This window comes from Thalassospira australica (assembly GCF_000763295.1).
GTDB classification, from domain to species: Bacteria; Pseudomonadota; Alphaproteobacteria; order Rhodospirillales; family Thalassospiraceae; genus Thalassospira; species Thalassospira australica.
The window spans coordinates 271,349-293,379 of record NZ_JRJE01000009.1; the positions used below are offsets into that span (position 1 = coordinate 271,349).

Annotated in this window: 20 protein-coding genes; 8 read left to right on the forward strand and 12 right to left on the reverse strand. The window is 53.4% G+C overall.

Annotation, left to right across the window (positions count from 1 at the left end; all coding sequences use genetic code 11):
* Positions 1-6: 6 nt before the first annotated feature.
* The 3 genes from JF44_RS0108760 to JF44_RS0108770 are packed head-to-tail and all read right to left on the reverse strand — an operon-like array spanning position 7 to position 4,564.
* Positions 7-3,000, reverse strand: a complete 2,994-nt coding sequence (locus JF44_RS0108760; RefSeq protein WP_033068567.1) for a sarcosine oxidase subunit alpha — start codon at positions 2,998-3,000, stop codon at positions 7-9.
* The gene (locus JF44_RS0108765; RefSeq protein WP_033068568.1) at positions 2,997-3,299 is read right to left on the reverse strand and encodes a sarcosine oxidase subunit delta; all 303 of its coding nucleotides are present in this window, start codon (positions 3,297-3,299) and stop codon (positions 2,997-2,999) included. Before JF44_RS0108765 ends, JF44_RS0108760 begins: the two co-directional genes overlap by 4 nt.
* Positions 3,300-3,310: 11 nt before the next feature.
* Entirely contained in the window at positions 3,311-4,564 is a 1,254-nt protein-coding gene (locus JF44_RS0108770) for a sarcosine oxidase subunit beta family protein (RefSeq protein WP_033068569.1), read from the reverse strand.
* Between the two features lie 97 nt (positions 4,565-4,661).
* Between JF44_RS0108770 and JF44_RS0108775 the strand changes: the two genes are divergently transcribed.
* Positions 4,662-5,681, forward strand: coding sequence for a GlxA family transcriptional regulator (locus JF44_RS0108775; RefSeq protein WP_052065617.1), 1,020 nt, complete (start codon positions 4,662-4,664; stop codon positions 5,679-5,681).
* On the opposite strand, the gene JF44_RS0108780 is transcribed toward JF44_RS0108775, so the two are convergent.
* Positions 5,682-7,718 carry an NADH:flavin oxidoreductase gene (locus JF44_RS0108780; RefSeq protein ID WP_033068571.1) on the reverse strand — a complete coding sequence of 679 codons (2,037 nt, stop codon included), beginning with the start codon at positions 7,716-7,718 and terminating at the stop codon, positions 5,682-5,684.
* Positions 7,719-7,864: 146 nt separating this feature from the next.
* Between JF44_RS0108780 and JF44_RS0108785 the strand changes: the two genes are divergently transcribed.
* Both JF44_RS0108785 and JF44_RS0108790 read left to right on the forward strand, forming a co-directional pair.
* Positions 7,865-8,506 carry a TetR/AcrR family transcriptional regulator gene (locus tag JF44_RS0108785; protein WP_033068572.1) on the forward strand — a complete coding sequence of 214 codons (642 nt, stop codon included), beginning with the start codon at positions 7,865-7,867 and terminating at the stop codon, positions 8,504-8,506.
* 178 nt (positions 8,507-8,684) lie between these two features.
* Entirely contained in the window at positions 8,685-9,890 is a 1,206-nt protein-coding gene (locus tag JF44_RS0108790) for a diaminopropionate ammonia-lyase (RefSeq protein ID WP_033068629.1), read from the forward strand.
* Here the strand turns inward: JF44_RS0108790 and JF44_RS0108795 are convergent.
* Positions 9,887-10,357, reverse strand: coding sequence for an Lrp/AsnC family transcriptional regulator (locus tag JF44_RS0108795; RefSeq protein WP_033068573.1), 471 nt, complete (start codon positions 10,355-10,357; stop codon positions 9,887-9,889). The two genes, JF44_RS0108790 and JF44_RS0108795, sit on opposite strands and share 4 nt — an antisense overlap.
* Before the next feature lie 245 nt (positions 10,358-10,602).
* Between JF44_RS0108795 and JF44_RS0108800 the strand changes: the two genes are divergently transcribed.
* From JF44_RS0108800 to JF44_RS0108815, 4 genes are all read left to right on the forward strand, one after another.
* Positions 10,603-11,397 carry a maleate cis-trans isomerase family protein gene (locus JF44_RS0108800; RefSeq protein WP_052065619.1) on the forward strand — a complete coding sequence of 265 codons (795 nt, stop codon included), beginning with the start codon at positions 10,603-10,605 and terminating at the stop codon, positions 11,395-11,397.
* A complete protein-coding gene (locus tag JF44_RS0108805) occupies positions 11,398-12,558 on the forward strand; it encodes a M20 aminoacylase family protein (protein ID WP_033068574.1) in 1,161 nt (386 codons plus the stop codon).
* Positions 12,559-12,585: 27 nt separating this feature from the next.
* A complete protein-coding gene (locus tag JF44_RS0108810; RefSeq protein WP_033068575.1) occupies positions 12,586-13,779 on the forward strand; it encodes a M24 family metallopeptidase in 1,194 nt (397 codons plus the stop codon).
* A 232-nt stretch (positions 13,780-14,011) separates the two neighbouring features.
* The gene (locus JF44_RS0108815) at positions 14,012-14,743 is read left to right on the forward strand and encodes a FadR/GntR family transcriptional regulator (protein ID WP_052065620.1); all 732 of its coding nucleotides are present in this window, start codon (positions 14,012-14,014) and stop codon (positions 14,741-14,743) included.
* A 33-nt stretch (positions 14,744-14,776) separates the two neighbouring features.
* Here JF44_RS0108815 and JF44_RS0108820 read toward each other — a convergent pair whose 3' ends face one another.
* The 7 genes from JF44_RS0108820 to JF44_RS0108850 all read right to left on the reverse strand — a co-directional run bounded on the left by JF44_RS0108820 (position 14,777) and on the right by JF44_RS0108850 (position 20,789).
* Positions 14,777-15,136 (reverse strand): cupin domain-containing protein, encoded by a 360-nt coding sequence (locus JF44_RS0108820; RefSeq protein ID WP_033068576.1) that lies wholly within the window; start codon positions 15,134-15,136, stop codon positions 14,777-14,779.
* 189 nt (positions 15,137-15,325) lie between these two features.
* Entirely contained in the window at positions 15,326-16,225 is a 900-nt protein-coding gene (locus tag JF44_RS0108825) for a sugar kinase (protein ID WP_202901494.1), read from the reverse strand.
* Between the two features lie 75 nt (positions 16,226-16,300).
* Positions 16,301-17,062, reverse strand: coding sequence for an SDR family NAD(P)-dependent oxidoreductase (locus tag JF44_RS0108830; protein WP_033068633.1), 762 nt, complete (start codon positions 17,060-17,062; stop codon positions 16,301-16,303).
* A gap of 44 nt (positions 17,063-17,106) precedes the next feature.
* Complete coding sequence (locus JF44_RS0108835; protein WP_033068577.1) at positions 17,107-17,817, reverse strand: ribonuclease activity regulator RraA; 711 nt, start codon at positions 17,815-17,817, stop codon at positions 17,107-17,109.
* 78 nt (positions 17,818-17,895) lie between these two features.
* Complete coding sequence (locus tag JF44_RS0108840) at positions 17,896-19,176, reverse strand: TRAP transporter large permease (RefSeq protein WP_033068578.1); 1,281 nt, start codon at positions 19,174-19,176, stop codon at positions 17,896-17,898.
* Position 19,177: 1 nt separating this feature from the next.
* Positions 19,178-19,705, reverse strand: coding sequence for a TRAP transporter small permease (locus JF44_RS0108845; protein ID WP_052065623.1), 528 nt, complete (start codon positions 19,703-19,705; stop codon positions 19,178-19,180).
* Positions 19,706-19,784: 79 nt separating this feature from the next.
* On the reverse strand, positions 19,785-20,789 hold the full coding sequence (locus tag JF44_RS0108850; protein WP_033068579.1) for a TRAP transporter substrate-binding protein: 1,005 nt from the start codon (positions 20,787-20,789) through the stop codon (positions 19,785-19,787).
* Positions 20,790-21,106: 317 nt separating this feature from the next.
* Here JF44_RS0108850 and JF44_RS0108855 point away from each other — a divergent pair, with 317 nt between their 5' ends.
* Positions 21,107-21,850, forward strand: a complete 744-nt coding sequence (locus tag JF44_RS0108855; RefSeq protein ID WP_052065625.1) for a FadR/GntR family transcriptional regulator — start codon at positions 21,107-21,109, stop codon at positions 21,848-21,850.
* Positions 21,851-22,031 lie beyond the last annotated feature (181 nt).

Consider the following 22,031-nt stretch of genomic DNA (forward strand, 5'->3'; position numbering starts at 1 on the left):
CCCCGCCTAGAGTTTCAACCGTGCGCCTTCGGGATCGTAAAATACGGTCCCGGTGACTTCTGCCTTGATCACGCGATCAGCCATCGGAATGTAAATGGTTTCACCCATGCGATTGAAACCGTCTTCAAGCAGCGCCATGGCAATCGGGCGACCTGCGGCATCGCTGTGATAGCTTGATGTCACATGGCCGACCATTTTCATCGGTTTGGGCTGGTTCGGATCAAGAACAATCTGAGCGCCCTCCTCAAGCTTGGTCTTGCCATCTTCGGTCAGAAGGCCGATCAGTTGCTTGCGGCCTTCGGCAACCAGGTCCGGGCGTGCCAGACCGCGCTTGCCGACAAAGTCGGGTTTCTTTTTACCAATCGCCCAAGACAGCCCGGCATCAAGTGGCGTCACCGTGCCATCGGTGTCCTGACCGACAATGATATAGCCCTTCTCCGCACGAAGAACGTGCATGGTTTCGGTACCATAGGTGCAGATATCGTACTTCTGACCTTCTTCCCACAACATTTCCCAAAGGGCACGCCCGGCATGGGCCGGTACGTTAACCTCAAACCCGACTTCGCCGGTAAAACTGATGCGGAACAGACGTGCCGGGAAACCACCGACGCGGCATTCGGCAACTGACATGTGCGGGAAGGCTTCATCGGACATGTCCTGACCTTCAACGAACGGTTCAAGCACCTTGCGCGCATTCGGGCCGTTCAGTGCAATGGTTGCCCACTGCTCGGTTGTCGAGGTCAGCCAGACATCAAGATCCGGCCATTCAGTCTGAAAGTAGTCTTCCATCATGTTCAGAACACGCGCGGCACCGCCGGTCGTGGTGGTGACGTGGAAACGATCATCAGCCAGACGGCCAATGACACCGTCATCACGGATGAAACCATCATCCCCCAGAAGCAGGCCATAACGTGCCCGGCCCGGTGCCAGTTTGGTCCAGGGGTTGGTGTACATGCGGTTCATGAATTCAACCGCATCAGGGCCGACCACCTCGATCTTGCCAAGGGTCGATGCATCAAAGATGCCGACACTTGCGCGCGTTGCACGGCATTCACGATCAACAGCGGCATGCATGTCTTCGCCGTCTTTCGGGAAGTACCATGCACGGCGCCACAGGCTGACCGGCTCGTACACGGCACCGTTTTCTTCGGCCCAGCTATCAATCGGGGTTTTACGCGTCACTTCAAAGTGACTGCCCTTGTGATAGCCACAAAACGCCCCGAAGGTGGTCGGGGTATAGGGCGGGCGGAAGGTCGTCAGACCGACTTTCGGCTGCGGCACACCCAGTGCGTCAGAGGCAATATTCAGGCCGTTGATGTTTGACATCTTGCCCTGATCGGTTGCCATGCCGTTGGTGGTGTAGCGTTTGACATGTTCGATTGAACGCATGCCTTCACGCACCGCAAGGCGCAGGTCCTTGGCGGTTACGTCGTTCTGGTAATCGACAAAGGCACGGGCCTTGCCTGCATCCAGATCGGTTGGCAGTTCCTTATGGCTGACACCCGTTCCCGGGCGATCATTGGCAACTGCATAAGACGCAGGCGCAATGTCCTTACCAAGGCTTTTGACGGCTGCTGCACCCATTGCCGCCCCATCATTCAAGACGGCTTCAATGCCCCACAGGCCACGGCCTGCACCGGCGATTTCGCATTCCTCTGCCTTGTGATCAGGCAGGAAGGTCTGACGTTCCTCGTCCCAGGCAAGCGTTCCCTTGGTATGGGAGAAAAGATGCAGTGACGGCGTCCAACCGCCAGACATCAGAAGGCAGTCACAGCCGATAACTTCGGGCGCACCAACCGACGATCCGGTGACCGGGTTGACGCGAACCGATTTGACGCGCAGGCGGCCTTCGGTGCCGGTAACGGTGTGACCAGCCATGATGCGAATACCGCGTTTGGTCGCTTCAGCAACCAGATCGGCATTCGGTTCGGCGCGGGTATCAACAATCGCGGCAATGGTGGTGCCAGCATCAGCCAGATCAAAGGCAGCATACCATGCACTGTCGTGACTGGTGAGGATGACAGCCTTGTCACCAACCCGCACGCCATACCGGTTCAGGTATGTCTGGGCGGAACCGGCCAGCATCACGCCCGGGCGATCATTGCCATCAAAGACCAGTGGCTTTTCAAGTGCACCTTGCGCCAGAACAACCTGCTTGGCACGGACACGCCACATACGTTCGCGCGGGGTTTCCCCATCCGGGCTGGCAAGGTGGTCGGTCAGCTTTTCACAAAGACCAACCATGTTCTGGTGGTAGTAGCCAATTGCGGTCGTGCGGGTCATCAGCTTGACGCCAAGCTCTTTGAGTTCGGCGACAGTTTTGCCAACCCAGTCCCATGCCGACATGTCTTCGATCTGAGCCGACGGCTCGGACAGAAGCGATCCACCGGCTTCGGCGTTTTCATCAACAAGGGTCACACGCGAACCGGCACGCGCAGCCGAAAGGGCGGCGGCAAGACCGGCAGGACCGGCACCAATGATCAACACATCAGTATGCAAATAGCGCGACGCGTAGTGATCCGGATCCGGTTCGGTCGGTGATACGCCAAGACCGGCGGCGGCACGAATAAACGGCTCATAGACCTTGTCCCAGAAGGATTTCGGCCACATGAAGGTCTTGTAATAGAACCCGGCGGAAAACAGCATGTAGGCCTTGTCATTGATCGCGCCAATGTCAAAGGACAGGCTGGGATAGCGGTTCTGGCTGTTGACCTGCAGGCCGTCCCAGATTTCCTGGACGGTTGCGCGGGTGTTCGGCTCGAACCGGCCGGGGCCACGGCGGGTACCGACCAGTGCGTTCGGCTCTTCGGAACCGGCGGTTACGGCACCGCGCGGGCGGTGATATTTGAACGAACGACCCATCAGGTGGATGCCATTGGCCAACAGGGCTGATGCGACGGTATCGCCTTTGAAACCTTTGATTTTCTTGCCATCAAAGGTGAACTGGATCGGCTGGGTGTGATCGACGCGACCACGCCCGGAAACGCGGAAGCTGCTCATTTCGATTTCTCCAACAGGTCGGACAGTTCAGGACGGGGATCGTCGGTTTTATAGGTGATCAAAAACCGGTCACTGACGGTGTCACGCACAGCATTGAAATATCGACCGCAGCCATGGAAATGACGCCAACGTTCATAATGCGGGCCTTTGACATTGGTGCGGATAAACAGGAAATCGCGCCATTCTTCGTCGCTTACCGACGACGGATCCGCCGGACGTGCGATATGGGCTTCACCGGCATAGGTAAATTCCGCCTCCGGCAGGGTCTGATTGCAATAGGGGCAATGGATCAGAAGCATGTCCGGTCTCCTTAGTGCGCAACAGCGGCAGCAGCGGCTTCGTCAATCAGACGGCCGGTGGTGAAACGTTCAAGCGTGAAGGGCGCGTTGATCGGATGGGGGTCATCCTTTGCAACCGTCCATGCCAGTGTGTGGGCGGCCCCCGGCGTTGCCTTGAACCCGCCGGTTCCCCAGCCACAGTTGACATAAAGACCTGGCACCGGCGTCTTGCCCAAAATGGCCGAACGGTCCGGGGTCACATCGACGATCCCGCCCCATTTACGCAGCATACGCATGCGGTTGAAGATCGGGAAAATCTCGCAGATCGCAGCAACCGTATGCTCGATCAACGGCAAACCACCGCGCTGGGAATAACTGGTGTACTGATCGGTGCCTGACCCAATCACAAGCTCGCCCTTGTCAGACTGGCTGATATAGGCGTGCACGCTGTTGGACATTACGACACATGGGAAGATCGGTTTGACCGGCTCGGACACCAGTGCCTGTAGCGGATAGCTTTCAAGTGGCATGCGTACACCCGCACTATCCATCACAACCGACGTATGACCGGCCGCCGAAACCGCGACCTTTTTCGCGCCGATAAAGCCCTTGGCTGTTTCAACACCAGTCACACGGCCATCAGGTCCGCGACGAATGGCGGTTACCGGGCAGTTCTGAATGATGTCAACACCACGGGCAGCAGCCCCGCGGGCATATCCCCATGCAACCGCATCGTGGCGTGCGGTTCCTGCGCGACGCTGAAGTGCCGCCCCAACGACCGGATAGCGCGCCGTGGGTGAAATATCGAGCGGTGGGCAATATTCCTTGGCTTCCTCTGCCGACAACCAAACGTTATCAACGCCGTTCAGACGGTTGGCATGTACGTGGCGCTGGAAGCTTTGAACATCATGAACGTTGTGCGCAAGCATCAGAACACCGCGCTGCGAATACATGACGTTGTAGTTCAGTTCCTGGCTCAGCCCATCCCACAGATCAAGCGCGTGGTCATAAAGCTTGGCACTTTCATCATAGAGATAGTTCGACCGGATGATCGTCGTGTTACGACCGGTATTGCCACCACCAAGCCATCCCTTGTCGATCACTGCGACATTGGTGATACCGTGTTCCTTGGCAAGGTAATAGGCCGCCCCCAAACCATGACCACCCGCGCCGACGATGATGACGTCATACTCGGCTTTCGGCTCACTGTCGGGCCATTGCGGCTCCCAGTTTTTTTGGCCGCTCAGGGCGTTCTTGATAAGCGATAGCGCAGAAAAATGGGTCATGACTGTACGATCCCCCGATTTACCATTGCCGGAACTCTATCAATGTTCGTGCTCTGCAGACTGGATAATTGCGACAAATTCATTGTATATTTTCGCCATGAACTCTTTTTCAAACCCTGGTTCTGACCATGGCAAACCCCTTGCAAAAAAGCGCCTTCGCGTCGCCTTCCTGCTGGCAGACAATTTTACGTTGTCTGCATTTGCCAGTTTTGTCGATGTCTTGCGCCTTTCTGCTGATGAAGCAGACCGTTCGCGGCCCATTCATTGTGACTGGACGGTGCTGTCTGACACCATGAACCCGGTGCGGTCCAGTTGCGGGGTCAAGGTCCAGCCCGACACGCGCCTGCGCAATGCCGGTGACTACGACTATATCGTGGTGGTCGGGGGCCTTATTCAAGAACATGGCGGTCTTTCATCTGACTGCATCGCCTATCTCAAGGCAGCGGCCGACAATGGCAAGAACCTGATCGGGCTGTGTACCGGGGTTTTCGCGCTTTATGAAGCGGGCCTGCTTGAAGGATACCGTTGCTGTGTCAGTTGGTTTCACCATGACGAATTCGTCGAACGGTTCGAAGCCGCCCAACCGGTGTCCGATCAGATATTCGTTGTTGATCGCGATCGTTTGACCTGTTCAGGCGGACACGGCGCAGCCCATCTGGCCGCCTGGGTCGTCGAAAAGCACATCGGACGGACCGCTGCGACCAAAAGTCTTAGCATCATGATCATCAACGAAGCCATGACGGGCGAAAACCCGCAACCGGGCTTTCAGACCGATATGGTCGCACGTGAACCGCTGGTCAAAAAGGCGTTGCTGCGCATGCGCCAAAATATCGAAACGCCCGAAACTGTCGCCAAAACGGCAGAAAAACTTGGCGTAACACGCCGCAAGCTTGAGCGCGCGTTTCATGCCGACCTTGGCATTTCACCCTCTCGCGCGGCACTTCGCATCCGGCTTGATGCCGCGAAACGACTCCTGGCGGAAACAGGGAAAACCACCACGCAGATCGCCCTTGGCACCGGATTTTGCGATGCATCGCATTTCATCCATGCCTTTAAGTCCGAAAATGGCATGAGCCCGACGCAATATCGCAACACGCCTCCAGTCTCCCTGCCCTGATCAGACGTCTTTTAGTAGACGCAATGCATCATAGATTGCCGCATGTGTGTTGCGCGCAGATACGGCATCCCCGATCCGGAAAAGCTGATAGGCCCCGTCCGGGTTGCGTACAACTGATTGCGGTTGCCCGGCCAGAATCTGGTCATGGGACATTTCCCCATGGTTCGATGAGCCCGGTTTAAGATCGAAGTAAATGTCATCAAGCGGAATGGTGCCGTGGTTGATAACGATCTGGTCAACAACCCGCTGCTTGGCAACACCGCCATAGTCGCTGCCGATATGTGCGACGAGTTGATTGCCCTTTTTTTCCACCGCCTCAAGGCGATAGGTCACTGTAAAGGTGGTATCAAGTTTCTGCATAGACCGCATATAAGGCACAAGGTTCATCGCCATGACTTCTGGTGCAAAGGCCCGGTCCGGGGTCATGATTTCGACCTTGGCACCTGATTTGGCAATCAGTTCGGCGGCCTGCAAACCGGCATGATCACCGGCATCATCATAGACCAGAACATTCGCCCCCGGCTTGGTGTCACCCGAAATGATATCCCAGCTTGAAACAACCAGATCATTGCCCTGTGAAAGCACCTCGGTATGGGGCATGCCACCGGTGGCGATAATCACCACATCCGGGTTTTCCGCCGTGATCGTATCGGCCTCCGCCCAGGTGTTCAAATGGAAGCTCACACCAAGCCGGGTACATTCCGCCATGCGCCACTCAATGATACTGATCATTTCGCGGCGGCGTTCATTCTGCGCGGTCAGGCGGATTTGCCCGCCCGGATGGGGGGCTGCTTCAAACACAACAACTTCGTGGCCGCGTTCGCCAGCAACACGGGCGGCCTCCATCCCTGCCGGACCGGATCCGACAATCACGACCTTTTTGCGGGTTTCGGCCGCCTTGATGATCTGGGGCATCGAAAGTTCGCGCCCGGTTGCAGCGTTATGGATACAATAGGCCGAACCACCCTGATAGATGCGATCCAGGCAATAGTTGGCCCCGACACAGGGGCGGATTTCGTCTTCGCGTTTTTCGATAATCTTGCGCACGATATGCGGATCTGTGATGTGCGCACGGGTCATGCCGACCATATCGACCTTGCCCGACGCAATGGCATGGCGGGCGGTCGCAACATCGGGGATTTTGGCGGCATGGAAAGTCGGGAATTCGGTAGCGGCGCGAATATCACCGGCAAAATCCAGATGCGGCGAATTGGTCATCCCCTGAATCGGGATCACATCGGTCAGACCAGCATCGGTATCGATATGCCCGCGAATGACATTGAGGAAATCGACCATGCCACTGTCTTTAAGGCGCTTGGAAATCGCCAGACCGTCTTCCTTGGTCAAACCGCCATCAAGGTCTTCGTCCCCGGTATAGCGCACACCGACAATAAAGTCGGGCCCAACCCGTTTGCGAATTTCGCTCAGAACATCAAAGGTAAAGCGCAGGCGATTATCGATGCTGCCGCCATAGGGGCCATCGAGTTCGTTGGTCAGTGGCGACCAGAACTGATCCATCAGATGCCCATAAGCCTGGAGTTCAATGCCATCCATGCCACCTGCCTTCATGCGTTCGGCGGCATCGGCATAATCCTTGATGATGCGTTCGATGTCCCAGTCTTCCATCTTTTTCGGAAAGGCCCGGTGCGCGGCTTCGCGCTTGTGCGAGGGCGACACCACCGGCAACCAGTTTGCCTTGTCCCAACGTGTACGACGGCCAAGATGGGTCAGCTGGATCATGACGGCTGCCCCCTGTTCATGCACCGCATCGGTCAGGTCCTTCATCCACGGAACGACTTCATCCTTCCAGACCAGAAGGTTGTTAAAGACCGGTGGGCTGTCCTTGGATACTGCAGCCGACCCTGCCGTCATGGTCATGGCAACCCCACCCTTGGCACGTTCCACGTGATACGCACGGTAACGGTTCTTGGGCATGCCGTCCTCGGGATAGGCAGGTTCATGGGATGTCATCATGATGCGGTTACGCAAGCTCAGATGTTTAAGCTGATAAGGCTGCAAAAGCGGGTCGTTGGACATGTCGGGGCTCCGGTTTTGATCTCTCTGCGCTGACGATATTCAGAAATGTACAGTTATGTCAATTTTAAGTTCATTGATGTATATTTTAGATACATTTATGTACACTTCGCTTGCCGCCCATCAGGCAGTTTGCTAAGGACAGGGCCATGGAAGAACAGACAAAAAATAGCGACGGACAAAACAGCGGCTGGCGTGGCTCGGCAGATATCTGGTTGAAAGCGGCCTATGACGCCTTGCTTGAAACCGGAGTCGATGGCGTAAAAATTCAGCCTCTTGCCAAACGGCTTAACCTGTCACGCACCAGCTTTTACTGGTTTTTCAAGGACCGCAAGGAACTGCTTGATGCGCTGATTACGCTATGGCGGGACAAAAACACCGGTAACCTGATCGCACGGACAGAGGCCTATGCCGAAACCATCAGCGAGGCGATGCTTAACATCATCGACCTGTGGCTTGATCCCGACCTGTTTGATGCCCGGTTTGAATTCGCTGTGCGCAGTTGGTCTGTTCAATCGCCCGATCTGATGCAAAAAATTGAAACTGCGGACCATCAACGTCTGGATGCCCTGACGAGCCTGTTTGTCCGCTTTGGGCAGGATGACGCCATGGCAGATGTCCGCGCACGGGCCATTTATCTGGTTCAGATCGGCTATATCTCGATGCAATCCAACGAAGACCTTGCGGTACGCATGGCCCGTATTCCCGGATATGTCGAAACCTTCTGCGGGCAACCGCCAACTCAAAGCGAGCTTAACCGGTTCTATGCGCGGCACAATTTCGCACCGTAACGCACCAGTCCACGATCGGAGACAGGTTGTGGATATGCATCATATTTGGTTCAAATCTGATGCTGGGCTGCGGATTTAGTCGCAATTCAAAGGAATATCCGCGCCCAAGCCGCCTAGAATGTCACGAACCCGACCACAGATGATGGTCTAGAAAACGACATTTAGGGCAGTGATGACGATGATTCAGTTCAAGGGCGCCTTGACCCATTTCGCAAACCCGTTGTCCCATCGCGACAACGCGTATTCCAACGACCAAAAATCTGTCATCAGCGTTGCAAAATCGCGTGAAGCCATCAAAAGCATCACATCCTGGCCATCCTATGCCCCAACGAACTTGCATCACCTAGACGACCTGGCCAAAGACTGCGGCTTTGGCGAAATCTGGTACAAGGATGAAGCCACACGCTTTGGACTTAAAAGCTTCAAGGCCTTGGGTGGTGCCTATGCTGTTGCCCGGCAGCTCCAGGATATCATCGAAGCAAAAACCGGTGCCGAGCCGACCATCACAGACATTCTGAACGGCACATACAAAGATGCCATTTCAGAAATCGTCGTGACCTGTGCCACCGATGGCAACCACGGCCGCTCCGTTGCCTGGGGGGCTCAGATGTTTGGCTGTCGCTGCGTGATATATATCCACCGCGATGTCTCCGAAGGCCGCAAACAGGCGATGGAGGCCTTTGGCGCCGAAGTCATTCGCATTGCCGGGAATTATGACGAATCTGTTCGGCTTGCTGACAGCGAAGCCAAGGCCAAAGGCCGGATCATTGTTTCCGACACCAGCTACGAAGGCTACATGGACGTCCCCAAGGACGTCGCGCTTGGCTATACCGTTATGCTGAGTGAAACGGTTGACCAACTTGGCGGCGACATCCCAACACATGTGTTTATTCAGGGCGGCGTAGGTGGGTTGGCGTCAGCTGTTACGGGATATTTCTGGGACCTTTGGGGTGAAAAACGCCCACGCATCGTCGTTGTTGAACCTGAACAGGCCAATTGCCTGCAAAAAAGTGCCCAGGCCGGGCACCCAGTCACTGTCGAAGGCGATCTTGATACATTAATGGCTGGTCTTGCGTGCGGTGAAGTTTCGCTGCTGGGCTGGCAGATTCTGTCCAACGGGGCGGATGATTTTGTCACCATGAGCGAAAACATGGTCGCCCCGGTCATGCAGCTTTTGGCACGGGGTTATAAATCCGATGCCAAGATCGAAGCTGGCGAATCTGCGGTTGCAGGTTTGGGGGCAGCCATTCTGGCGTCACAAGACAGGGAAATGACGGCAAAACTCGGCCTGAATGACCAAAGCAGAATACTCGTCATCGGTACTGAAGGGGCCACCGATCCGGAAATGTATGAACGCCTTGTCGGACAGATCTGGCAGAATTAGTCAACAATCACCGGAACGGAAAGACCGACCTTAACATCATCCATGACAATGCTGGTCTGGAACCCTTTGACGTTGTTGTTTTCAAAGAACACCTCGCGGGTGAAATCTTCGTATTCGTCCATGTCATGTGCGGTGACCACAAGCACGAAATCTGCACTACCTGTCACGTAATAGCATTGTTGAACCGCTGGATGATTTTTGGCCGTCTTCTTGAATTCATCAAGCAGATGGAGCTGTTCACGTTCCATGGTGACCTGAACGATTGCCATGACGTTGCGATCCACGGCTTTGGGATTCACCACCGCAATTTCTGATGAGATAACGTTGTTCTCGCGCATCTTCTTGATGCGCCGCTGCACAGCGGCAGGCGACAGGCAGACCTGTTCGGCGATCTGATCAGATGTGGCACGGTTTGATTTTTGAATGATCTCCAGGATCTTCGCATCAAAGCCATCAATTTTGCTCATGGGGCATTGCTCATCAAAGACACCTGAAAAACTCTGGCGACAAACACCGTCTAACCGCCTCAGTTTGCGGGCTTTGTGCGCAAAGTAAACAATTTTTCCCAATCATAATCTGGCAAAATTTGCAGTTTTTCAGCGTGCGCTGCTCAGGATTGTCTGAAATCCCGCACGGCCATGCTGTAACCTTCACAAACATACTGCAGCAGCTTTGGGGTGCATATATCCCCGTTTGAGGTTTACCCGCGGCAATGACACGTTTTGCAAATATCGATCTTCTCAAGCCTCTGGACGATCTGGCACCGGGCGGTCGGATCGGGCTGATCGCGCTTGCTACGGATTTCAACATCGAGTGTGACCTTAAAAGCCTTTATCCCGATGATGTTGCATTCTTCACAAGCCGGGTGCGCAACCATAACCCACTGACCATTGAAAACCTGCGCCGCATGGCACCAGACATCAGCGAAGCAGCGGATCGCATTTTGCCCGGAACCGATCTTGATGCGATTATTTTTGCCTGCACATCAGGGGCCGTGGCAATTGGCACGGATGAAATTACCCGCTTGATCCAGGACGTTCGTCCAGGTGCGCCGGTCATCAATCCGGCAACCGCAGCCGTCACGGCGTTCAAGGCGCTTGGTGCCAAAAAAATCTCGGTCCTTACGGCTTATACCGAGGTGGTAAACCGCGATGTCGCCAAGCTGTTTGACGATTATGGATTTGACGTCATCAATATTGCCGGGTTCGGGTTTGAAGACGATACTGCCGCAACATTCATCACGCCAGATGACATCGAACGGGCTGCTATTGAGACCTTCGACCAACGATCTGATCTGTTGTTTATTTCCTGCACGGCCCTTCGTGCATCTTCACGGATCGAGGTACTTGAAACCAAAGTAAACGTGCCGGTTCTTTGTTCCAATCAGGTGCTTGCATGGCAAAGCCTGCACGTGATGAACTACCCATTGCCCGTACAGGGTTTTGGTTCATTGATGCGCGACCACCTTGGGTCTTCATCCTTGCCTGAATTGAAAGTCATCCCCTGAATGTTTCTTGATCCGAAGCTGCCCCAGAAAATGATCGAATGGCGTCATCACATGCACCGCCATCCTGAATGCGGTTTTGATCTGCCACTAACCGCTGACTTCATTGCCAAAAAACTTGAAAGCTTCGGGATTGAAACCGTTCGCGGCATTGGCAAGACGGGGATTGTCGGCATTTTGCGCAATGGCACAGGCAACCATTCTGTTGGTTTGCGCGCCGATATGGACGCGCTGTTTATCACTGAGCAGAACAGGTTTGCGTATCGCTCCGCACACGATGGAAAGATGCATGCCTGTGGTCATGACGGCCACTCTGCAATGTTACTAGGTGCTGCGGCCCATCTTGCAGAGCACCGGGACTTTAACGGCACCGTTCATTTCATCTTCCAACCCGACGAAGAACACGGACAAGGCGCACAGGCCATGATTGATGATGGCTTGTTTGACCGATTTTCCATCGACGAAGTTTATGGCCTGCACAATATGCCCGGCCTTGCCGAAGGCACCTTTACTGTGCGGCCGGGGTCACTGATGGCCAGCGAAAGCAGTTTTGAAATCCGCATCACCGGGGTAGGTGGTCATGCTGCCATGCCCCACAAGGGGATAGACCCGATTGTCGTCGGGTCTCAGATCATTCTTGGCCTGCAGACCATTGTGTCACGGAACCTAAGTGCTATCGAAGAAAGTGCTGTGGTTTCGGCGACCGAGTTCATCACCAATGGCACTGTCAACGTCATTCCGTCCGAGGTGGTAATCAAGGGCGATTGTCGCTGTTTTACCGAAGAAGCCCTGACAAAAATTCGCGATGCCATGGAACGGATTGTCGCTGGAACCTGTCAGGCGGCGGGCGCCCAATATGGTTTTGATTTTCGCAATACGTTCCATCCGACCATTAACAGCCCGGACCAAACCACCAAGGCCATCGCTGCTGCAAACGCGATCTTTGGGACGGACAATGTGATTTCGGATTGCCATCCGCTCACCATATCAGAAGATTTTTCCAGCATGTTGCGCGTCAAACCCGGATGCTATGGCCTTATCGGCAATGGGACCGGATCGGCTGGCGGCTGTGCGCTCCATAACCCGAACTACGACTTCAATGACCGCGTCCTCGCCCACGGCGCACAATATTGGGTCCAATTGGTGCGCGATATTCTGCTCTAACAGCGCCTGTCAGGAGAACCGGGAACTATGCAGATAACAGCTCCAACGGCCCCTCCGCGCGGATTTACCAAAGCAGAGTTCAAGGAACGCACCACACGTATTCAGCAATTGATGGCCGGGCAAAATATCGGTGCGCTTTTTGTCACGACCGAGCCGGAATTTCGTTACTTCAGCGGATTTAAATCACAGTTCTGGGAAAGCCCGACGCGTCCCTGGTTTCTGGTCATTCCGGCGACAGGAAAACCGATTGCCGTTGTGCCTGAAATCGGTGTTGCAGGCTTTGCCGGTACATGGATTGACGACGTACGCAGCTGGCCCGCGCCGCGCCCGGAAGATGACGGTATGACACTGCTGGCTGATACGTTAAAAACGGCCGCAGGCACCGCAAAAACGCTTGGCGCGATGATGGGCCCGGAAACGCATTTGCGTATGCCCATCAGCAACTTTGAACGTTTGTGCGACAACCTGGGCCAATACAGCATGGTCGATGTCAGCCTCATCATGCGCGAAGTTCGGGCAGTTAAATCAGAAGCCGAAATCGCTAAAATACGCTTCGCCTGCTACATCACTGCCGCCGGGTTTGAGTTCCTGCGCACCAACCTTACCCACGGCATGAGCGAACGCGACGCCTGCAAGGCCATGCAGATCGAGATGCTCAAACTTGGCGCAGACAATACCCCCTATCTGATCGCCGCATCTGGTCCGGGGGGCTATGACAACATCATCATGGGCCCAACCGACCGCCAACTCGAAGATGGTGATGTGCTGATCATTGATGCAGGGGCAAACTTTGACGGTTATTTCAGCGATTTTGACCGCAATTTTGCCTTCGGTGCGGTCTCCCCGGAAACACAAGCCGCCTATGACGCCGTTTATGCCGCAACATCCGCCGGACTAAAGACAGCCGCGCCAGGACAAACCACCGGCGATATCTGGCGGGCGATGTCGGCAGAACTGGAAAAGGCCGGCGCATTTGGCAATAGCGTCGGACGCATGGGCCACGGCCTTGGCATGCAACTCACCGAATGGCCGTCACTTAAGGAAAATGGCGATGTCGAACTTGAACCCGGCATGATCATGACCCTGGAACCGGGCATGAGCTTTGCCCCTGGTAAGATGATCGTTCAGGAAGAAAACATCGTCATCACCAAAAACGGTTGTGAACTTTTGCACGCACGAACATGGCCGTCACTGCCGGTCCTGCCACGAACAGCTTTCTGATGTCAGGTGGCTTTCACGTTCTTGGCTTTTTGACAGTCAGAAAAGTTGGTGTGAATGACGTCAAAAATGTCGTTTTTCCAGAATGTTGAGAATTTCCGATTTCGATGAAATCGGTTGTGACCCGCATTTTCTTATTCAAGCATTTAAGCCATAATTATACCTGTCAGACGCGGGCTTGGCGCGCTACAATTGGCGCCAACCTTTTTCAACAAACCAGAAGGGTGACCTTCCTGTGAAGCCGTTACAATCTAAGCCAAATATTCAAAGCGGCACGCTTTCTAACATTGTTTACGAGCGCATTCTGGCAATGATTGCCAATCACGAACTTCCCGTTGGCGCCAAACTGCCGACCGAACATGTTTTAAGCGAAAGAATGGAAGTATCCCGCCCTGTCTTGCGTCAGGCTTTGAAGCAATTGCGCGAAGATGGTGTTGTTGTATCCCGACGTGGTTCGGGATCATATGTCACTCGCAAGCCGGAAAGTGCTGCAATGCAGTTTGCACCTTCCGGCTCTATTGCTGACATCCAGAAATCATTTGAATTCCGTGCAGGCATTGAAAGTGAAGCCGCTTTTCTCGCTGCGGAGCGACGAAGCGAAAAAGACCTCAAGCACATTCAGGCGATCCTCGAGAAGCTGGATCTCTGCATTAATAACGGTGAACTCGGCACCGACCTTGACGAAGAATTACATGAGGCCATCTGCAAGGCATCAGGAAACGACTATTTCGTCAGAGCCCGGCAATCGATCAAGAACAATATTCTTACGGGCATGAACCTCACGCGCAACCTGTCGCTGACCAAACCCCGAACCAGACTTGAAATCGTTCAGGCAGAACATTACGCAATTCTGGACGCATTAAAACGGCGCGACAAAGAAGCGGCACGGACAACCATGCGTGTGCACCTTGAAAATGCCCGGATCCGCGTTTTTGAAACGTCCCCGATCAGCACATCAAGCAGCTAACGACGGTTTTCCCGCGCGTTCAAAACGTGCGCTTCAGTCTTCCTGGCTGGTCTTGTTCCAGCCATGCGCTTCCATAAAATCTTCGCGACGTGGCGTAAAGGCATCAAACAGAACACCTTCTTCAAGACAAATACAGCCATGATAGGCGTTCGAAGGTATTAGCATGGCATCCCCCGGCGACAAATCGCGGGTCTCATCGCCGACAGTAAACCGGAACTTTCCAGATTGGACATAAGTGGTCTGTGTATGAGGATGATTGTGCCACAGCCCCTCGCCACCTTTTTCAAAACGAAATTCCACCATCATCAACTCTTCGTTTTCACAAAGAATGCGGCGTCGCGCACCGGGGCCTGATGTCATCCATTCGGAGGGATTATCGGAATTTACAATCATATTCTATCCTGTCGTCGAGATTATGAAGAACAGTTACCGGCGCAACTCGGATTGCCGGAAAAAAGAGGCCCGACAAGCCTGCCGGGCCAAGTTTAGGGTCTCGGGAGACCCATTTGTCATCTCCAGGTACTGGCTGACAAATTTCTAGAATGCAAAATGCTCGGCACTGGCAGTCGACCGAAAAACAACCTATTCGACCAAAGCACCCAGCTGGGTAATGACTTTCCCTGCAAGGGCAGCACCATCTTCAACCGAATTGGCAAGATTGCCTGTGCTCAGATAAGTCGTCAGAAAACCGGCATTAAAAGCATCACCAGCCGCGGTCGTGTCGATCGGGTTTTCAATGCGTTCGGGCTTGAATGAAAAGTCATCAGCTGTCTTGTCACGTGCGACTATTTCGCCACCTGCATTCTTAACCACAACCACCGTACTCGAACCGTAGCGTTTCAGCGTTTCATGGGGCGATCTGTCGCCAAAATGAGCCTGCTCATCGTCAAAAGAGGGCAGCACGATATCGGCATGATTTCCTGCCTGGTTAATCACCTTGCGCATCACATCTGCACTTTCCCACAAATGAGGGCGCAAGTTGGGGTCAAACACAATGATGCTGCCATCCTTGCGCGCTTGAGCTATTTCCGACAGGAACGCATCACGTAAAGATGGTTCAAGGATAGCAAGTGTGATTCCGGAGAAAAACACAGCACCCTGTCCCTGCAGGGCATCACGCATGGCCGCTCGGTCATTCATTAAATGACGCGCAGCAGACGCAGAACGCCAATAGGAAAAACTGCGCTCCCCCTGATCAAGGCGCACGATATATAAACCCGGAGATGCCCCTTTGATCTTGATAATGTGTTTCTGGTCAACACCGGATCGCGCAAAAAACTTGAGCATTTCCGAAGACCAGTGATCATCACCAACCGCTGTGAAATAGCCCACGATCCAGTCGCTAGAGAGCGCACGACGCGCATACCAGGCCGTATTAAAAGTGTCGCCAGCAAAACCTGATTTAAACTCACCATTTTCAATTGGTGACATTTCAATCATGCATTCCCCGATATGCAGAATGGATTTGTTGGTGATGTTCACAATGTGCTCCTGACATGCCGCAACCAAAGGAAGCCACCGTCGGCCTTAAGACCAACGGTGACCTAAGCTTCCCTATCAGGGCATCAATTGACCGCCATTGACTTCAATGGCTTGGCCGGTGATGTAACCAGCGTGTTCATCCGATGCGAGGAACAGATATGCTCCAACGCAGTCTTCCGGAGTACCCAAACGTTTCATCGGAATGCTTGCGGCAATGCTTTCAAGAACTTCCGGTTTGGTGTGCTTCTCGTGGAACAGCGTATAGATCGTGCCAGGAGACACCGAATTGACGCGGATACCGTCTGCAGCATATTCCTTGGCATAGGTTTTGATCAGATTCTGGGCTGCCGCTTTTGACGCCGCATACAGGCTTGCACCTGCGCCACCGCCAACTTTCGATGCAACAGAACCGGTAATGATCACATTTCCCTTGGACTGCTTCAGATGCGGCAACGCTGCTGAACAGGTGGAAACAACGGATCGCACATTAAGATCCATCACACTGTCATAGAACTCGTCTGACATGTCTTCAAGACCGACACGTCCGACCAGACCGCCTGCGTTACAAACCAGAACATCAATGCGGCCAAATTTGGCAACGACATCTGCAACCATCTTTTTGACGGCTGCGGTATCGCGCAAATCCGCCGGGAACAGTTCAGCCTCGCCGGATTTTGCGGTGATTTCAGCAAGAACTTCCTTGGCCTCTGCGTGGCTGGAACCGTAGTTGATTGCAACTTTGGCGCCGCTCGCAGCAAAGCCCTTGGCGACTGCAGCACCGATACCGGTGCTGGCGCCGGTTACAAGTACAACCTTGTTTTCAAAACTAATCGTCATTGTTAAATCCTCAGTCTGAACGATTTCGGTAACGTCGGGCATGCTCAACGAAGAGATGCCTCGTATTTCTTGCGGTTTTCTTCGTTAGGCGGATACAGGCCAATAATGCTGTCCCCTTGGGAGACCCGCTCATAAACGTAGGCCTCAAAGCTTTCCATCTGCGGGAGAACCTCTGCGAGCTCATCAACAAGATGCAGCGGGACAACGACCACGCCATCCCCGTCACCAACAATCAGATCCCCCGGGAAAACAGGTGCACCGCCACATCCGATCGGTACATTGATGTCAATGGCCTGATGCAGCGTCAGATTGGTCGGCGCAGACGGCTTGGCGCAAAAAGATGGCATCGAAAGATCTGCAATTGTATCTGCATCGCGCAGACCACCATCGGTAACGATCCCGGCACATCCACGGACTTCAAGGCGCTTGGCAAGGATGCTACCCGCCGAGGCCGCATCAGAATTCTGACGGCAATCCATTACAAGGACATGGCCAGTCGGAATCGTCTCGACCGCGTGGCGTTGTGGGTGAACCGGATCTTTGAAGACCTCAAGTGTGTTCAAGTCTTCGCGCGCCGGGATATAGCGCAGGGTGAAGGCCTGACCGACCATCCGCGGATGTTTTTTCGACAACGGCCCAACGCCCTGAACGAAATTATTGCGGATGCCGCGTTTATATAACTGCGTGCACAGGCTTGCGGTTGAGGCCGACCGAAAAATATCAAGAACCTCTGGGCTGATTGAAGTCGATTGCATGGAGAACTCTCCCAAAAAATGATTTGGATGACGGGCCTGCGAGTGACCAACTGTTCGGTCGTGCTGGCTGTTGCCCGGCTACTCCAAAAGGGATGGTAAGAACATCGAGACCGAGGGCACAAACGTCACCAGAATCAATGCCGCAAGCATTGCGAGATAAAATGGCCAGATCGTACGCAGCGCCTGTTCAATCGGCACTTTGCCCACAGCACACCCGACGAACAGACATGTTCCAACCGGCGGCGTACAAAGCCCAAGACCAAGATTGACCAGCATCATGATGCCGAACTGGACGGGGTCCATGCCAATGGATGTCGCTATCGGCAGGAAGATCGGCGTACAGATCAGAATGAGGGCCGCCATATCCATAATCATGCCTAGTGCAAGCAGGATCACGTTCAACATGATCAGGATGACAATCGGGTTATCAGAAATCCCAAGCAAGGTATCGGTCATCAAGCGTGGCACTTGATAGAATGCAAGAAGATAGGCAAAGGCACTTGCACACCCAATCAGGATCATCACCACAGACGTCGTTCGAACAGCACTTACCAGACATTCGACAAATGCCTTCCAGCTGAGTGATCGATAAACCAGCGCCGTCAGAACAAAGGCATAAATGGCCCCGAATGCCCCGGACTCTGTCACGGTGAACACGCCCGACAAGACGCCACCGACAATGATCACAGCAGTAAACAGACCAGGCAGTGCCGCAGCCGCCGCTGTCAGGACAAATGCAACGCCGGGAAATGGTTCAGCTGGGTAATTGGCTTTGACGGCAAGAACATAGGCCGCAACGGCCAACAAGATGCACATCAAGATGCCGGGGATCACACCAGCAAGGAACAACTCGGATATGGAAATACCGCCACCGGCTGCGACCGCGAAAATAATCATGTTGTGGCTTGGCGGAATGACGACGCCTGCAATCGAGGACGTCACGGTAACGTTTACCGCATAGTCGCCTCTGTAGCCTTTTTCTTTCATCGCCGGAATAATCAACGAACCCAACGCAGAAATATCCGCAATGGCCGATCCTGATATCCCGCCAAACAGCATGCTTGAGAAGATGTTGACAGTCGCAAGCCCACCCCGCACACGGCCAACCAATGCCGAGGCGAAACGCACCAGACGCAGCGCAAGCCCGCCATGGAGCATCAATTCACCGGCAAAGATGAAAAATGGAATCGCCAAAAGTGAAAAAACAGAAACGCCGGAAACAATACGCTGAAACGTCAGAAGCGTTGGAAAACCTTCAAACGCGAACGTTGCCGCAGCAGCCAGGCCCATTGCGAAAGCGACCGGAATACCGATGACAATACTGACGCCAAATACGCCTAATAAAATAGCCAGTCCCATATCACTCCCCTGTATTCTTGCTTATGAGTTTGACGGAAGTGTTCAGCAGCTCACACAATGCTTGCGACGCAGCAAAAACAAACATCATGCCGCCACAAATGATCACTGGTAATGTCCGAAAACTCTCCGGGATGTTGAGCATGGGAAGTTTGGTTGACCAACCAAACTCGAACAGGTCGATACTTCCTGTCATCATGACATATCCAAACACGGCAATGGCGACGCGTGTGATGAATACGAGCGGACGCCGAATGACAGATGGCATGGCATCGCGCAGAAAAGCCATCCCCAAATGCCTGTCTTCAAACACACCAGAAGCAGATGCAAGGAAGGTAATGTAGACAATCAGCAGAAGTGCCAACTGCTCCACCCAGGTCGGGGTCGCGTTCAGAACATAACGTCCCAGGACAAGCCAACCAAAAGTCACGATCAGAACCACCAGAGCACAACAGCACACAAACAGGTTCACACGATTGATCCACTCAAACAGCACTTGCAGACGTGCTGCTATCTTTTCCAGAACCAGCAAAGCAGATTACTCCGACAGATCAGATGTGGTTCGCGCGACACTCCGTCACGCGAACCACTCCAGAATACGCGATCACAAATTAGTCGGCATTGCGCATCAAATTAACCAAATCCGAAAGCTCAGGATTTTCTTCCAGGAACTCGGCATAAACCGGCTCCATCGCTGCCTGGAAAGGTGCTTTGTCGTCGATCAGGTTAACTTTGACACCGGCATCACGAACCGTTTTCATGCTCTGCTCTTCACGCTCGGCCCAAAGTTTACGCTGCAGGTTTACACTGTTGGTCGCCGCTTCCTGCACAATGGCCTGATCTTCTGCCGAAAGGCCGTCCCAGGTACGCTTGCTCATGCACAGGCACTCAGGAATGATCAGGTGCTCGGACATGGAGTAATAACCGGCAACCTCATAATGATTGGTCGACTCGTATGACGGCGGGTTATTTTCGGCACCATCAACGATACCGGTCTGAAGCGCGGTATAAACCTCACTGAAGGCCATCGGCGTGGCATTACCACCCATCGAGTTGACCATACCAACGAACAGATCGTTGTTCATGACGCGAACCTTCAGGCCCGCAACGTCATCAGGCGTGTTGATCGGCTGCTTGGAGTTGTAGAACGAACGCGCACCTGCGTCGTAATACCCCAGTGCAACAATACCCTTGGCTTCAAGGCCCTTGCCAATCGCCTCACCCGCAGCACCATCCATCAGACGATGCATCTGATCGACACCTTTGAAAATAAAGGGCAAGGAAACAACGTTTGCTTCCGGAACAGATTGGCCCATCGGGCCGAGGCTGTAGACACCGAAATCAATAATGCCAAGACGGGTCTGCTCAATCGCATCTGGCTGCGATCCCAGAACCCCGCCGTGGAATACTTTTGCACTCAGACGACCATCAGTCTTTTCACTAATTTCTTCGGCAAATGCTTCCATGCCGTGAGAAACCGGATAATCCTCAACGTGAATGTTCCAAGCGTTCCATTCCTTGGCGTTAGCAGATGCACCGACCATAAGGGCGGGGGCAACCAGCATGGCCATCAATGCAGCCGGAACCTTGACAGAATACTTCTTGAACGATGACATATTATGTCTCTCCCTGTTTATTATCTCTGCCGGAAAAGGCAGTGCAAAATCTCTAGCTTAAAACATACCCACCAGCAACAATTAATTTACAACTTTTTACAAATATGATTTGATCACAATCACCACAATCAATATAAAATGTTGTTTTTAAACAATTTATATATACGCCTAAAGTATTAGATTTTTCAATTGGAACGCTGAAATTGTAAAAATTTGTTTGGATATTGTAAGGCATCAGAGATATTATCTCTTGAATAAAACCCACTTAAGTCCGCCCCTGACAGCGCGCCATCACCAGTTATCTATTTGAGTACGCAATGAAAAATCGCCCTGATACGCTCGACAAAAAAATGACCCTTACGGAGTCCGTCACTGCGCAACTCAAGAACTATATCGACCAAGCCAATCTGCATCCGGGCGATCCGCTTCCGAAAGAAAAAGAGCTCTGCGACCAGTTCAATGCCAGTCGAACCGTAATACGTGAAGCACTGGCAACTCTAAAAGCTGACGGGATGGTGGTTGCCAAGCATGGCGTCGGGTTTTTCGTGGCATCGCCTGCTATTGCGCCATATCACAAACCATCCGGGTTCGATCTTGGCAGCCTGAATAATGTGTCATCAGTCTTAAACGTTCTCGAATTACGCAAAGGCGTTGAAGCAGAGGCCGCATCCATTGCAGCGCTGCGTCGATCTCCTGCGCAGGAAGCACATATTCAGGAATGCTTTGAGAAACTTAAAAAAGCGCTGGAAACTGAAGAAATCGATTCTTCATTGCCAGATTATCAGTTCCATCAGGCCGTCGCCAAAGCGACCAATAACCCGGTTTACATAAGTTTTCTGGAATACGTTATCCAGACAGCGCTGGCCCAAGCATTTGAAATCGGCTATGGCGCCAACGAAGCACGCCGACTTGATCGCATCGAAATGCTTCTGGATGAACACCAAAAGATTGTCGACGCCATCTCCGAACAGTCACCGGACAAAGCACGGATGGCCATGCACGATCATCTAGACAAAAGTGCCGCCCGTTTTAGCATGATCGGCCGCTCCAGAAACGACTGATTGCAGCCCTCAACGCAAAAAGCCGCCCCAAAGGACGGCTTTTCGTTTTCATGCGGATGGTATGTGGCGCTGCAATCAGGCAATATCAGCAGGCAGAACATCCGTCGGGATGTTCTGATAGCATACCGGACGCAGGAAGCGGCGGATGGCCATCGTGCCGACCGAAGTCGCACCAAAGTTC

Excerpts from the sequence above, each read along its gene's own strand:
- JF44_RS0108760 (WP_033068567.1), bottom strand. The coding sequence starts at position 3,000 with ATGAGCAGCTTCCGCGTTTCCGGGCGTGGTCGCGTCGATCACACCCAG.
- JF44_RS0108765 (WP_033068568.1), bottom strand. The coding sequence starts at position 3,299 with ATGCTTCTGATCCATTGCCCCTATTGCAATCAGACCCTGCCGGAGGCG.
- JF44_RS0108770 (WP_033068569.1), bottom strand. The coding sequence starts at position 4,564 with ATGACCCATTTTTCTGCGCTATCGCTTATCAAGAACGCCCTGAGCGGC.
- JF44_RS0108775 (WP_052065617.1), top strand. The coding sequence starts at position 4,662 with ATGAACTCTTTTTCAAACCCTGGTTCTGACCATGGCAAACCCCTTGCA.
- JF44_RS0108780 (WP_033068571.1), bottom strand. The coding sequence starts at position 7,718 with ATGTCCAACGACCCGCTTTTGCAGCCTTATCAGCTTAAACATCTGAGC.
- JF44_RS0108785 (WP_033068572.1), top strand. The coding sequence starts at position 7,865 with ATGGAAGAACAGACAAAAAATAGCGACGGACAAAACAGCGGCTGGCGT.
- JF44_RS0108790 (WP_033068629.1), top strand. The coding sequence starts at position 8,685 with ATGATTCAGTTCAAGGGCGCCTTGACCCATTTCGCAAACCCGTTGTCC.
- JF44_RS0108795 (WP_033068573.1), bottom strand. The coding sequence starts at position 10,357 with ATGAGCAAAATTGATGGCTTTGATGCGAAGATCCTGGAGATCATTCAA.
- JF44_RS0108800 (WP_052065619.1), top strand. The coding sequence starts at position 10,603 with ATGACACGTTTTGCAAATATCGATCTTCTCAAGCCTCTGGACGATCTG.
- JF44_RS0108805 (WP_033068574.1), top strand. The coding sequence starts at position 11,398 with ATGTTTCTTGATCCGAAGCTGCCCCAGAAAATGATCGAATGGCGTCAT.
- JF44_RS0108810 (WP_033068575.1), top strand. The coding sequence starts at position 12,586 with ATGCAGATAACAGCTCCAACGGCCCCTCCGCGCGGATTTACCAAAGCA.
- JF44_RS0108820 (WP_033068576.1), bottom strand. The coding sequence starts at position 15,136 with ATGATTGTAAATTCCGATAATCCCTCCGAATGGATGACATCAGGCCCC.
- JF44_RS0108830 (WP_033068633.1), bottom strand. The coding sequence starts at position 17,062 with ATGACGATTAGTTTTGAAAACAAGGTTGTACTTGTAACCGGCGCCAGC.
- JF44_RS0108835 (WP_033068577.1), bottom strand. The coding sequence starts at position 17,817 with ATGCAATCGACTTCAATCAGCCCAGAGGTTCTTGATATTTTTCGGTCG.
- JF44_RS0108840 (WP_033068578.1), bottom strand. The coding sequence starts at position 19,176 with ATGGGACTGGCTATTTTATTAGGCGTATTTGGCGTCAGTATTGTCATC.
- JF44_RS0108850 (WP_033068579.1), bottom strand. The coding sequence starts at position 20,789 with ATGTCATCGTTCAAGAAGTATTCTGTCAAGGTTCCGGCTGCATTGATG.
- JF44_RS0108855 (WP_052065625.1), top strand. The coding sequence starts at position 21,107 with ATGAAAAATCGCCCTGATACGCTCGACAAAAAAATGACCCTTACGGAG.